Genomic DNA, 12645 nt, shown 5'->3' on the forward strand with positions numbered 1-12645 from the left:
CTCAGGAGACCCTCGCGAGCGCGGCGGTGAACGCGTCCGGCGGGATCCGAACGCCGCCACCGAACGGGTTCTGCAGCTGGTAGATCGCGAACAGCAGCAACGTGACCGTGCCGGCCAGAGTGGACACGATGACCAGGTGCGCGGCCAGCCGGGTACCGCCGAACAGGTTGGGCAGCAGCACCGAGATGAGGCTGCCGAGGATCAGCGCGAACCAGACGACGCCGCCGACCCGGCCGCCTTCGACCGCGTTGAGCCTCTCCTGCCTGGCCTCGTAGACCTGCCAAAGCTGGGCGGATGCCTCGGCCTTGCGCTCGCGGACCCAGTCGTCGTCGGAGGAGGCCTTGTCCACCGCCTTGCGCAACCGGTCGAGCTGCGTCCAGCCGGTGTCGGGAATGGTCTCCTTACCGCCTGCCATCCGCGGCCACTCGTTCTGCTCGACCGTGGTGATGTACTCCGCGCTCAGTTTCCGCACCTCGGCCTTCACCTCGGTCCCCAGCGAATCGGCGGCCCAGACGGCGGCGACCAGACTGTCCGCCTCGTGGTACGAGCCCTCGCGCGCCGCACTCGCGGAGTCGAAGAGGGAGATCAGGACGAACGCGACCAGGACGGCGTGCAGCCCGCCGACGATGGTGAACACCTGTCCGGCGGCGTCGTTGTTGTCGGGTCGTCCCTCGTCCCAGCCGAACTTGCGGACGAGGTAGCCGACGAATCCCGCGAGGGCCGCCGCGCCGACGACCCAGGCGATGCCGGTCAGGTAAATGCCCATTCGAGTCCTTCCCGTGGAGACTGCTGAAACTAGTTCACGCTTCGACAAGCGGAAAAGACCGAATGAATCAATTCATACCAGCGGCGGACGAATCACAAGTCGATCATCACCGGCTCGGCCCAATTTCTCATACCGCGAAACGATTTCCGATACGCGCCGGAAAGGCCCATCACCGGTCGGAGAGCGCGGCTTCACGACCGAGTGAGCAGTCACCACGAGACGTCACCGACCACACCGTATACCGAAATTTCACGCCGCTTCGGCACCCGAACGGCCGCCTCGGTTCGCGCGTCCGGCTCCGTCCGGCAAACAGGTGAACCTCTCCGGAGACCCGATCGAGTTGTTTGTCCGAGCATTGCCCCTTGCTATGTTGACTTTGCGCCCGCCCCGCTCGAATGGGTATCCGCGAATTGCGAAACAGCAGTTCACCGGGTCGACTGAAAGGGAGTCCGTTGACGACCATCGAGACCCATACCGGCGCCCGGCCCGCCGGCGAAGTACTGACCTGGAGCCGGAATCTGCTCGACCCGGCGCTGCGCGACGCCGTCGACGGACTGCCCGAATCGATGCGGCTCATCGCCGGCTACCACTTCGGCTGGTGGGACGAGCACGGCCGTCCGTCCACTTCGGACAGTGGAAAGGCCCTGCGGCCCGCGCTGGCGCTGCTGTCGGCGCAGGCGGTCGGCGGCGACGCCGAGATCGCCGTCCCGGTGGGAGTCGCGGTGGAGATGGTGCACAACTTCTCCCTGCTGCACGACGACGTCATGGACTCCGACACCACCCGGCGGCACCGCCCGACGGCCTGGACCGTTTTCGGCACCGGCGCGGCGATCCTCGCCGGGGACGCCCTGCTCTGCCGGGCCTTCGAGGTGCTGTCCCCGTTCGGGCAGACCGCGCTGCGGGTGCTCAGCGCCGCCGTGATCGATCTTCTGGAGGGGCAGAGCGCTGATCTGAAATTCGAAGAACGCGGTGACGTCGACACCGCCGAATGCGTACGCATGGCCGAGGGGAAGACCGGGGCGTTGCTCGGGGCGTCGTGCACGCTCGGCGCCCTGGCCGGAGAAGGGAGGCAGGATCAAGTCGACCGGCTGACCGAGTACGGGAGGGCACTCGGGCTGGCGTTCCAGCACATCGACGATCTACTCGGGATCTGGGGTGATCCGGAAGTGACCGGGAAACCGATCCACTCGGATCTTTCCAACCGGAAGAAGTCCCTGCCGGTGGTGGCCGCGCTCCACTCGGGGACGGATGCCGGGCGACAACTGGATGCCTTGTACCGCAAGGAAAACCTCGACGCCGCGGAGTTGCCCCACGCGGCGGAGCTGGTGGAACGAGCGGGCGGCCGGGCTTGGAGTCAGGAGCAGGCCGACGCGCTCCTGACCGGCGCGCTGCACCATCTCGCCGTCGCGAACCCGGCGCCCCGCCCGGGCGCCGAGCTCGCGGCCCTCGCGAAACTGGTGGTGCGGCGACGATATTGAAGGCGGGCGCGGTAAGGCAGAGGTGGGCCGGGGGAGGGGAAGAGCCCGGCCCACCTCTGTCGGCCGAAGAGGGAATCAGCGTCCGGGACGGGTCAATCCCCGGTCGCCGGCGCCGCGGCTGAGGACGACCTCGTCGGTGGCCTTGAGTGCTTCCGCGCCGGCGTTCCCGGCCTGCCCCGCGGTCAGGTCGAGCAGCCGGATCGGCGGGCCGAGCCGGACCAGCGTCGGGACGTATTCGGCCTTGCCGACCTTCCAGCGTTCGCCGTCCCGCACGAACCGGAACCGCGCGGCCGCACCCTGTTCGGTCGAGCCCTTCGGCTCCGAATGCCGTGCGACGCTGTTGCCGAGGCCGTAGGCGACCCACTTGCCGTTGATCTGCTCGAAAGGCTGCACGACATGCGCGTGGTGGCCGATGATCAGGTCGATCGAGTCGTCGCCGAGGAGTTTCTTCGCCAGTGAGCGCTGTTCGGCGGTCGGCTCGTGCTGGTATTCGGTGCCCCAGTGCAGACTCGCGAGGACGACCTGGGCGCCGGCCTTCCGCGCGGCCTTGGCCTCGGCGATCACGTCTTCGGCGTCGATCTGGTTGACCAACCAGGGTTTGCCCGCGGGCACCTTGATCCCGTTGAATCCGTAGGCGAAGGAGATCTGGGCGACCTTGACGCCGTTGACGTCGACGATCAGCGGCTTCTCCGCCTCTTCGGCCGAACGCGCCGATCCGGTGTGCTTGATCCCCGCCTCGTCGAGTTTGTCGAGGGTCCGGGTCGCGCCGTCCACGCCCTGGTCGATCGTGTGGTTGGACGCCGTCGAGCAGTTGTCGTACCCGGTGTCCTTGAGCGCGTCGACGATCTCGGGCGGCGCGGAGAACGACGGGTAACCGCTGTACGGCCCACCCTTCGGCGCGAGCGGGGTCTCGAGGTGGCAGATGCCGAGGTCGGCCCCGGAGATCAGCGGCTTGATCCCGGCCAGCAGCGGCCGGTAGTCGATCTTGCCGTTGCCGTCCTCCTTCGCCTGATCGGTCAGCGCGGGGTGGATCAGCACGTCGCCGGTCGCGACCACGGTGAACGACCCGTCCGGCGCCTGGCTCTCCCGCGGCGCCTCGGAAGCGGCGGACGGTGGCCGCTGCTGTTCAGGGGCGCCCCCGCACGCGGCGAGCAGGACGGCGATGCCGACGAGGGCGGTGGTCTGACGGGCACGGGAGCTGAACATCGGTTCCCTCGATCGGGTGACAGTCCGCTCCATCCTGCCTTACGCCGAGTAGACGCGACACTCAACCGAAGTCACCGAGGACACCTGGGCACCGGGGCCTGTCGCCGTCCGAGGGGGCGTCACCGTCAGGCCAGGCAGTCACCGGGTTCTCCCCGGCGCAGTGCCGGATCCTCCTGCTGGAAGGTCCGCGCCACACCCGGCCCGCTGGACCGCGTCTCGAACCGGACGGTCACCCGCCCGTGCCCCGCCCCCTGCACCCAGCCGGTTCCGAACGAATCGTGCACGACGTCGTCCCCGGGCCGCCAGCTCGACGAGACCACGGCCACCGGCGCCGGCGCTCGCTCGAGGGCGGGCACATCGGCGGCCGGAACGGAAAGCGTGAACAGCGGATCCTGATGCGGCACCGAAAGCCCGGAGAACGCGACCCCGGCCAGCCGCACCCCGCCGAACTCGGTCGGGTCGATCAGCAGCCGTTCCGCCATCGCGGCGAGCTGGTCGAATTCGTCGGTGGGCGAGGCCATCGTCTCCGAACGCGTCACCGTGCTGAAGTCGGTGTGCCGCAGTTTCACCACGACCGTCCGCGCCACCCGGCCGGCGTTGACGAGCCGCCGGTGCGCGTGCACGGCGAGGTCGCGGACCTCGCGCCGCAGGCTCGGCAGGTCGATCAGGTCCCGGTCGAAGGTCGTCTCCGCGCTGACCTGCTTGAGTTCCGCGCGGTCGGACACCGGCCGGTCGTCGACGCCCGTGGCCAGCCGACGCAGGTCCCGCCCGACCACACTGCCCAAAGTGGACACCGCGTCGGCGTCGGAGAGCGCGGTCAGCTGGCCCAATGTCCGGACGCCGATCGCCCGCAGTTTCCCTTCCGCCACCGGGCCGATCCCCCACAGCACCCTGGTCGGCAGCGGCGCGAGGAAGTCGCGTTCGGTGCCCTGGTCGACGACGAGCAGCCCGTCCGGTTTCGCCAGATCCGACGCGACCTTCGCCACCTGCTTCCCGGACGCCGCCCCGATCGACGCCACCAGGCCGATTTCGGTCCGGATGTGCTCCCGCAGACGCGCACCGAACTCCCGTACCTCGTCCGACGAGGCCCTGGCCAGCGAAGGTGGCTCCGCGAAGGCCTCATCGAGGGAGATCCGTTCCAGCACGGGCGCGTACTGGGCGACGAGGTCGAACACCTGGGTGCTCAGCAGTTCGTACAGTTTGAACCGCGGCGGCAGGATGACCCCGTTGGGCGGCAGCAGCCGCCGGGCCTGCGACATCGGCATCGCCGATTTGATCCCGTGTTCGCGCGCCTGGTAACTCGCCCCGGCGACCACGCCGCGCGGGCCCGCGCCGCCGACCAGGACGGGACGGTGGGCCAGGGTCGGCCGGGTCAGCTGCTCACAAGAGGCGTAGAACGCGTCCATGTCGAGGTGGATGACCCACCGGTCATACCCGCCCATCGCCCGGCACCTCGAGAAGACGGTGCAGGGCCTTCGTGTACTCCTCGAACGCGGCACGACCCCGGGTGGTCAGCTCGACCAGCGTCACCGGCCGCTCGTCGTCGTCCCGCTCAGGCACCGCCCGCTGATCCTCCCGCACCTCGGAAAGCTAACACGCGATCACAGTCCCGCCGTGTCAAGCCGGAACCTCGCCATCGCCACGATCGCAAGCAACACCAGCCACGCCGCGAGCACCGGCGCGGAAGTACATGAAGGCCCCCTTCCTGTACCTAGGCGCAAGGAAGGGGGCCTTCGTGTACTTCGATTAGGCGGGCACCCGGGAGAGAGCCGCGGCGGGTGCCGGGGCAGGCACCGGGAGCGGCAGCGGCGCGCATTCGACGTCGGCCGTCCGCCCGGGCTTGCGATCGGGCAGGGCCCCGGTCGCCAGGTAGTCGGCGATCCGGTTGTCGACGCACGCGTTGCCGCGCGGGGTGATGGCGTGGCTCGTGCCACCCGGCTCACCGATCAGGCGAGCACCGGGGAACCGGCTACGCACCTCGAGGCTGCCTTCGTACGGCGTCGCCGCGTCGAGCGTCTCCCCGATCATCAGCACACTCGGCACCTTCGCGCCGTCGACCTTGACCGGCTTGCCCGGCTTCGCGGGCCAGTACAGGCAGGGCGCGTTGAACCAGGCGTTCTGCCACGTGAAATACGGCGCCTTCTCATACGTCCGCCAGTTGTCATGCTTCCACTGCTGCCAGCTCTGCGGCCACTTCACGTCCGTGCACTGGACGGCGAGGTAGACGGCGTACCCGTTGTCGTCGCCCCGTCCGCCGAAGGCCTCGAACAGGCCCTTCATCGTCTGCCAGTCGCCCTTGTTGACGAACTTCGCGAGCGCGTCACCGAGCAGTGTCCAGCGCAGCTGGTAGTACGACGCCTGCTGGAAGACGTCGATGAACTCGTCCGGCCCGATGTAGCCACCGGCCGGGACCGCGGCCAGCTTCTTCAACTGTTCGTCGAAGACCTGCTTCACCGCGGCCTGCGTCTTGCCGAGGTGATAGACGTCGTCGTGCTGCGCGACCCAGCCGAACCAGATGTTCAGGTTGACGTCGAAGGCCACGTCCTGGTTCAGATTGGCCTGGTACCAGACGTTGCGGGGGTCCACGGTGGAATCGAGGACCATCCGGCGGACGTGCTGCGGGAACAGCGTCCCGTAGACCTGGCCGAGATAGGTGCCGTAGGAGTACCCGTAGAAGTTCAGCTGCTCCACGCGGAGCGCCTGGCGGATACTGTCCATGTCCTTGACCGTGTCGGTCGTCTTGATGTTCTCCAGCAGCGCACGGCTGTTCTTCTCCGCGCACGCGTCGGCGTAGGACTTGGAGCGCCGCAGCCAGGTCTTCTCCAGCTGTCGCGTCGTCGGCACGTAGTTCGGCCGGTTGTAGTCCATGTAGTCCGGGATGCACGACAGCGCGGGCTTGCTGGAGCCGACACCGCGCGGGTCGAAACCGACCCAGTCGTAGGCGTCGCCGGCGTGGTTCGGCACGCGTGTACCGCGGGTGGCGAGCAGCAGCCCGGAACCACCGGGACCGCCGGGGTTGGTGAGCATGACGCCCTGGTACTGCGCCTCGGGCGTCTTGTGCTTGACGCGGCTGAGCGCGAGCTGGATCTTCTCGCCGCGCGGTTTCGCATAGTCCAGCGGAACCGGCAGGTAGCCGCATTCGGCGCCGGCGTTGATCAACGCCGGGTCGGTGCACGCTCCCCAGGTGATCGTCTCCGCGGGTTGCGCCTCTTCCGCGGCGAAGGCCGGAGTAGTCACCGCGACCGACGCGAGCGTGGCCACGGTCAGCGCGGTGATGAGAACACGTCTCAAGGTTTCTCCCTTTCCCTCCAAAGGTGAAAGCCCCGAAACCCTATCCACATCCGTGACCTGCGGAAGCCTTCCGGCGAAGGGTCCTACCAACGGCGGGTCCCGATCGCGGCAAACCGGGCAACAGGTTAATCGGTTGGGAGGCCTCGCGGGGCGCGCTAGGATCTCGATCATGATCTGCCACATCCGCATGCGCACCGCCTGAGACGGCGTGACCGCAGGGCCGCCCGCGACCGGGAGGCCCCTTTTCTGCGCGCCGTCTGACGTCCCTTCACGGATCCGGACAGGACATCATGCAGAACAAGCACATCGCCATGATCGGCTGCACCGCGCCGAGCCACATCTATCCCTCGCTGGCGATCATCCGTGAGCTGGTCGCTCGCGGGCACCGGGTCAGCTACGTCGTGGGCGAACCACTCACCGGGTTGATCGAACCGACCGGGGCCGAGGTCGTCTCGCACCCGTCGATCCTTCCGCTCGGCGATCAGTCGGCGTGGCCGGAGGATCCGGCGTCGCAGATGCGGGTGTTCCTCGACGAGGGCATCCAGGCGATGCCGGTGCTGACCGATTTCTACGACGAGAACCGCCCGGACCTGCTGCTGTACGACATCGGCGGGCTGCCGGCCCCGCTGCTGGCCAGGCGCTACGACGTGCCTGCCGTCCAGCTGTCCCCGACCTACGTCGCCTGGGAAGGCTACGAAGAGGACATGGGCGAGATCCTGACCGAAATCCGGACCTCACCCTCCGGAAAGGACTATTTCGCCACGTTCACCAGGTGGCTGACCGAGAACGGGATCGAGGCGGACGCCTGGGACTGGATCTCCCACCCGAAGCAGGTGCTGGCGCTGCTGCCGAGGGCGATGCAGCCGAACGTCGAACGGGTGCCCTCGTCGGTCCGGTTCGTCGGCCCGGCACTGGACCCGGAACGTCTCGCCGACCGGAGCTGGACCCCGCCGGGAGGCGGCAAGAAGGTCCTGCTGATGTCGCTCGGCACGGCGTTCACCGACCAGCTCGACCTGTTCCGCGCTTGCGTGGACGGGTTCCGCGACTCGGACTGGCACGTGGTCATCTCGGTCGGCCAGACCGATCCGGCCGCACTCGGGCCGCTGCCCGAGCACATCGAGGTGCACGCGTTCGTCCCGCAACTCGCGGTGCTGGAGGCCGCGTCGGCGTTCATCACGCACGCCGGCATGGGCGGCAGCACGGAATCGCTGTGGTACGGCGTGCCGACCGTCGCGATCCCGCTGGCCACCGACGGTTTCGGCAACGCCGCGAAACTGGCGGAACTCGGCGTCGGTGAGCAGCTTCCGGCCGACGAGGTGACGGCCTCGACGTTGCGGGCCGCGGTCGAGCGGGTGGCCGGGTCACCCTCGGTGGCCGCGCGCCTCGCCGAGGTGCGGGCCGAGACGCGCGGGAACGGTGGGATCGACCGGGCCGCCGATGCCGTGGAGTCCTTCCTCGCGTGACTCTCGTGAGTGGTGAGGACGGTTCTAACCGTCCTCACCACTCACGAGACTTGACCCATCCCGTCACCGCCGCCTTTCAGGTGCCCCGGATCTCGTTCAGGTAGTTGTAGATCGTGTACCGCGTGACGTCGAGTTCCCCGGCGAGGTGGTCCACCGAGTCCTTGATGAGGAAGAACCCCGCCTCGTCCAGTTCCCGGACCACGGCCGCCTTGTGCCGCTTCTTCATCAGGTCCACCGGGATCCCGGCCTTCGTCACCGCGCGCCCGATCAGGAACCGTTGCAGGCTGTCGACGTCCGGCGGGAACGTCTCGGGTTCGTGCCCGTCGGCCTTCGGCGTGCCGTCGGTCAGCCGGTTGACGCACAGGCAGCCGATCGCGACGCCGTCGGCGTCCCGCAGGAACAGTGTCGAGGACCGGATCGCGCGCCCGTCGGGACCGTGGGTCTCGTAGTTCGTCAGATCCTGTGTGGTGCCGCGACGGACCAGGCCCAGCAGCAGATCCGTCATCGGACCGCCGACCGTCCGGCCGGTGAGGTCGCCCGCGATGGCGACGATCGAGTCCGGCAGCCTGCTCAGATCGTGCAGCAGGACTTCGTTGCCCGGCCCCAGCATCGCCGCGAGCGCGTGCACCGCCGGGACGAGCGCGGTGAGCAGGTCGGTCGACGCCACTTCGACGGCGGGAACGCCGGAAGCGACCACGGCGACCGGTTTCTTCAGCCGTTCCAACGCCGTCCGCACCTGTTCCGCCGCGCTCGCCGGAGTGGACGCGTGCGGCGACAGGCGGACGTGTTCCGGCCGCACGGTCGCGGCGATCCCGGCGTTCGCCAGTGCGGAACCCACCTGTTCGGCCGCGTGCCCCGGCAGCGTGAAGGCGAGGATCCCGGCCCGCCGGTCGACGGCCGAAACCACTTCTCCACCGACGGACTTCACGACCTCTTCGAGTTCACCGACGCGTTCGGCGACGCGCCCGGCGATGGCCCCGACGCCCGCCTCCTCGACCAGTTCCAGTGCGGCCGCGAACGCGCCCGAGGTGATCGGGCTCAGATTCGAGATCGACCACGCGGCCGCGGTGTCGTCGGCCGGATGGATCTCGTCGTCGAACAGTCCCGGGTCACGGGCGCCGGTCCAGCCGGACAGGATCGGTTCCATCCGTTCCAGCGCGCGGTCGGACAGGACTGCGAAGCCGGTGCCCCAGCCCGCCCGCAGCCACTTCTGCCCGCCGACGACGAGCACGTCCGCGACCTCCCATGGCGCCTCGGTCACCCCGAAGCCCTGGATCCCGTCGACCACGAGCAGCCTGTCCCCCACCACCTCGCGGATGGCCGCCAGATCGGCGCGGTACCCGGTGCGGAAGTCGACCGCGCTCACGCTCACCATCGACGTCTCCGGCGTCAGCGCCGCCTTGACCGCGTCCGCGGTGACGTTTCCCAGCGGCAGCCGCCGCACGGTCAGCCGTCCCGCCTGTTCCGCGCGCGCCCACGGGTAGGTGTTGGCCGGGAACTCCGCCACCGACACCAGCGCCTCACCGCCGGGAGCGTTGAACGCCGCCTGGAACAGCCCGAGACTGGTGTGCGGCAGCAACACCGTGTGGTCGGTGTCGCTGCCGGAAAGTCGCGCGGCGGCGGCCTTGGCCCTGGTCTCCTGCCGCATCAGATCGTCCACAGTGGACGGGCCTGCCTTGGTCGAGGCGTCGAGCAGGCTCGCCGTCGTGTCGAGCACGGCGTGCGACGGCGGACCGAACCGGGCGAAGTCGAGGTACCCGGCCGGTTCGCCGAACTGCAGCAGGTACCGCGGGGAGATCCGCGTCATGCGAGGACCCGTGCCAGGAACTGCTTGGTCCGCTCGTGCTTCGGGGAACTCAGGATCTCCCCCGGCGGGCCGGTCTCGACGACCGTGCCGTCGGCCATGAACACCACCTCGTCCGCGGCCTCGGCCGCGAACCCCATCTCGTGCGTCACCACGACCATCGTCATCCCCTCCGCGGCCAACGTACCCATCACCGCCAGCACCTCGCCCACGAGTTCCGGGTCGAGCGCCGACGTCGGCTCGTCGAACAGCATCAGCTTCGGTTTCATCGCGAGCGACCGGGCGATCGCGACCCGCTGCTGCTGGCCGCCCGACAGCTGCGCCGGATAGGCGTCGGCCCGGTGCGCGAGGCCGACCCGGTCGAGCAGATCGAGCGCCTGGACGCGCGCCTCCTCGGGATCCAGCCCGAGCACCCGCACCGGCCCTTCGACGACGTTCTGCAGCGCCGTCCGGTGCCCGAACAGGTTGAACCGCTGGAACACCATGCCGATGTCGCGCCGCTGCCGGGCGACCTCGCGTTCCTTGAGTTCGTACAGCTTGCCGTTGCGCAGCCGGAACCCGATCGGTTCGCCGTCGACCCAGACCTGTCCGGCGTCGATCGTCTCCAGATGGTTGACACAGCGCAGGAAGGTGCTCTTCCCGGCTCCCGACGGACCGAGCAGGCAGACCACCTGTCCTTTGTGGACCTCGAGGTCGATCCCGCCCAGCACTTCGGTGTGACCGTAGCTCTTGCGGACGCCGACGGCCTTGAGCAGTGGCTCAGACACGTTCACTCCTCACCAGCGGCGCGGTGCGCAAGGCCTTGGCGGCGCGGGAGAGCGGGCTGCGCGACCGGTCTTCGGCGTCGAAGGCACGCTCCAGATAGTGCTGCCCGACCCCGGCGACGGTCACCACGACCATGTACCAGACGGCGGCCGCCAGCAGCGTCTCCATCACCAGCAGGTTGTTCGACGAGATGTTGTTGGCGGCGTGGATCAGTTCGGTCACGCCGATCACCGACGCCATCGACGTCCCCTTGAGCATGTTGATGAAGTCGTTGCCGGTCGGCGGGATGATCACCCGCATCGCCTGCGGCAGCACCACACGGCGCAGTGTCGCGCCCGGCGACATCCCGATCGACTTCGCCGCCTCCGTCTGTCCACTGTCGACACTGTTCAGCCCGGCGCGGACGATCTCCGCCATGTACGCGCTCTCGTTGAGCGCCAAGCCGAGCAGTGCGGCGGTGAACGCGGTGATCAGCACGTTGGTCTGTTCGTGCAGCAGGTAGCCGCCGAACGGCAAGGGGATCGAGATGAACTCGAAGACCAGCGCCAGGTTGTACCAGATCAGGATCTGCAGCAGCACCGGAAGCCCGCGGAACAGCCAGATGTAGCCCGCCGCGAACCAGCGCGCCACCGGATTCTCCGAACGGCGCATCAGGGCGATCACGATCCCGATGACGATCGCCGAACCCTGCGCGATCACCGCGAGCAGCACGGTGTTGAGCAGGCCGACCGCCATCACCCGGTACCACAGGAATTCCGGGACGGAGTCCCACTGGATCTGGGCGTTCCCGAGCGCGATCCCGAGCAGGACCAGCAGCGCGAGGATGACGACGGCGCTGACCCACCGGCCCCAGTGCTTGAGCCGGACGATCGGCAGCGGCTCGGTGGTTGACCGCCTAGCTTCCGCCATTGAGCTTCGCCTCCTTGAGCGCGCCCTGTTCGACGCCCCAGGCCTGCAGGATCTTGCCGTAGCCACCGTCGGCGATCAGGGACTGCAGTGCCTTCTGGATCGACTCCGCGAGCGGCTTGTTCTCCTTGTTCACGCCGATCCCGTACGGTCCGCCGTTGATCGGCTCGCCCGGGACGACCTCGAAGAACTTGCCCTCACCCGCGGTCCGCGAGATGTAGACCGCACTGGGCAGGTCGTTGAGGATGGCGGCGACCCGGCCGGTGCGGAGCTGGTTCTGGTTCTGGGTGTCGGAATCGGTCGCGGTCACGGTCAGCGCGGGCTTGCCCGCCCGCGTGCATTCGCCGTTCTGCTCTTCGGCGAACTTCTGGTGGCTCGTCCCCTGCACCACCGCGACGTTCTTGCCGCACAACGTGTCCGGGCCGGAGATCTGATCGGGGTTGCCCTTGCGGACCATGATCGTGATGCCGGAGGAGAAGTAGTCGACGAAGTCGATCTGCGCCTGGCGGGTCTTGGTGTCGTTCATCGCGGCCATCGTGAGATCGACGCGGCCGGACTGGAGGCTCGTGATCAGCGAACCGAACGCCATGTCCTGGTGGTGCACGGTGACGCCCAGCTTCTTGCCGATGGCCTTGGCGAGGTCGACCTCGTAGCCGATCGGGGTCTTGCCGTCGGCGGCGTAGAAGTTGTTGGGCGCGGATTGCAGGTTCGACGCCAGGTGCAGCATCCCGGCCTGCGCGTACTTCGCGGGCAGGGTGCCGGCGACGGCGGCGTCCTTCTGGACGGACTCGATCAACGCGGTCGTGTCCGGGATCGCGGACGGCGCCCCCGACGCCGCGGGTTCCTGGCCGCCGGCGCCGTCGGGCCCGCCTCCGCAGGCCGCGGTGACGAGCGCGGCCACGCCGGTGAGCACGGCCAAGCGCCAGGTTCGGGTCAGGGTGAGCGGCGTCGACGGCATGACGGACC

General features: G+C 68.7%; 11 protein-coding genes. 2 read left to right on the forward strand and 9 right to left on the reverse strand.

What is annotated here, in order from left to right; all coding sequences use genetic code 11:
* Position 1 precedes the first annotated feature (1 nt).
* A complete protein-coding gene (locus tag H074_RS31140; RefSeq protein WP_007034059.1) occupies positions 2-766 on the reverse strand; it encodes a bestrophin-like domain in 765 nt (254 codons plus the stop codon).
* 452 nt (positions 767-1218) lie between these two features.
* Here H074_RS31140 and H074_RS31145 point away from each other — a divergent pair, with 452 nt between their 5' ends.
* Positions 1219-2244 (forward strand): family 2 encapsulin nanocompartment cargo protein polyprenyl transferase, encoded by a 1026-nt coding sequence (locus H074_RS31145; RefSeq protein ID WP_007034060.1) that lies wholly within the window; start codon positions 1219-1221, stop codon positions 2242-2244.
* Positions 2245-2319: 75 nt separating this feature from the next.
* On the opposite strand, the gene H074_RS31150 is transcribed toward H074_RS31145, so the two are convergent.
* The 4 genes from H074_RS31150 to H074_RS31160 all read right to left on the reverse strand — a co-directional run bounded on the left by H074_RS31150 (position 2320) and on the right by H074_RS31160 (position 6741).
* Positions 2320-3450, reverse strand: coding sequence for a CapA family protein (locus H074_RS31150; RefSeq protein ID WP_007034061.1), 1131 nt, complete (start codon positions 3448-3450; stop codon positions 2320-2322).
* A gap of 125 nt (positions 3451-3575) precedes the next feature.
* On the reverse strand, positions 3576-4892 hold the full coding sequence (locus tag H074_RS31155; protein ID WP_007034062.1) for a DNA polymerase IV: 1317 nt from the start codon (positions 4890-4892) through the stop codon (positions 3576-3578).
* Positions 4879-5031 carry a hypothetical protein gene (locus H074_RS39625; protein ID WP_476692308.1) on the reverse strand — a complete coding sequence of 51 codons (153 nt, stop codon included), beginning with the start codon at positions 5029-5031 and terminating at the stop codon, positions 4879-4881. The genes H074_RS31155 and H074_RS39625 overlap by 14 nt, the downstream gene beginning before the upstream one ends.
* Before the next feature lie 165 nt (positions 5032-5196).
* Positions 5197-6741, reverse strand: coding sequence for an alpha/beta hydrolase (locus tag H074_RS31160; protein ID WP_007034064.1), 1545 nt, complete (start codon positions 6739-6741; stop codon positions 5197-5199).
* A gap of 290 nt (positions 6742-7031) precedes the next feature.
* Between H074_RS31160 and H074_RS31165 the strand changes: the two genes are divergently transcribed.
* Positions 7032-8204, forward strand: coding sequence for a macrolide family glycosyltransferase (locus H074_RS31165; protein ID WP_007034065.1), 1173 nt, complete (start codon positions 7032-7034; stop codon positions 8202-8204).
* A gap of 76 nt (positions 8205-8280) precedes the next feature.
* Here the strand turns inward: H074_RS31165 and H074_RS31170 are convergent, their stop codons facing one another.
* Genes H074_RS31170 through H074_RS31185 form a run of 4 tightly spaced genes read right to left on the reverse strand, consistent with a single transcriptional unit; the run spans position 8281 to position 12637 of the window.
* Positions 8281-10011, reverse strand: a complete 1731-nt coding sequence (locus H074_RS31170; protein ID WP_007034066.1) for an aminotransferase class V-fold PLP-dependent enzyme — start codon at positions 10009-10011, stop codon at positions 8281-8283.
* Positions 10008-10775, reverse strand: coding sequence for an amino acid ABC transporter ATP-binding protein (locus H074_RS31175; RefSeq protein WP_007034067.1), 768 nt, complete (start codon positions 10773-10775; stop codon positions 10008-10010). Before H074_RS31175 ends, H074_RS31170 begins: the two co-directional genes overlap by 4 nt.
* Positions 10768-11682, reverse strand: coding sequence for an amino acid ABC transporter permease (locus H074_RS31180; RefSeq protein WP_007034068.1), 915 nt, complete (start codon positions 11680-11682; stop codon positions 10768-10770). Before H074_RS31180 ends, H074_RS31175 begins: the two co-directional genes overlap by 8 nt.
* Complete coding sequence (locus tag H074_RS31185; protein ID WP_007034069.1) at positions 11669-12637, reverse strand: ABC transporter substrate-binding protein; 969 nt, start codon at positions 12635-12637, stop codon at positions 11669-11671. The genes H074_RS31180 and H074_RS31185 overlap by 14 nt, the downstream gene beginning before the upstream one ends.
* Positions 12638-12645: the final 8 nt, after the last annotated feature.

It is taken from the genome of Amycolatopsis decaplanina DSM 44594 (genome assembly GCF_000342005.1).
GTDB lineage: Bacteria > Actinomycetota > Actinomycetes > Mycobacteriales > Pseudonocardiaceae > Amycolatopsis > Amycolatopsis decaplanina.

Bases quoted from the DNA above. Each gene is read 5' to 3' on its own strand.
- H074_RS31140 (WP_007034059.1), bottom strand. From the start codon at position 766: ATGGGCATTTACCTGACCGGCATCGCCTGGGTCGTCGGCGCGGCGGCC.
- H074_RS31150 (WP_007034061.1), bottom strand. From the start codon at position 3,450: ATGTTCAGCTCCCGTGCCCGTCAGACCACCGCCCTCGTCGGCATCGCC.
- H074_RS31155 (WP_007034062.1), bottom strand. From the start codon at position 4,892: ATGGGCGGGTATGACCGGTGGGTCATCCACCTCGACATGGACGCGTTC.
- H074_RS31165 (WP_007034065.1), top strand. From the start codon at position 7,032: ATGCAGAACAAGCACATCGCCATGATCGGCTGCACCGCGCCGAGCCAC.
- H074_RS31170 (WP_007034066.1), bottom strand. From the start codon at position 10,011: ATGACGCGGATCTCCCCGCGGTACCTGCTGCAGTTCGGCGAACCGGCC.
- H074_RS31180 (WP_007034068.1), bottom strand. From the start codon at position 11,682: ATGGCGGAAGCTAGGCGGTCAACCACCGAGCCGCTGCCGATCGTCCGG.
- H074_RS31185 (WP_007034069.1), bottom strand. From the start codon at position 12,637: ATGCCGTCGACGCCGCTCACCCTGACCCGAACCTGGCGCTTGGCCGTG.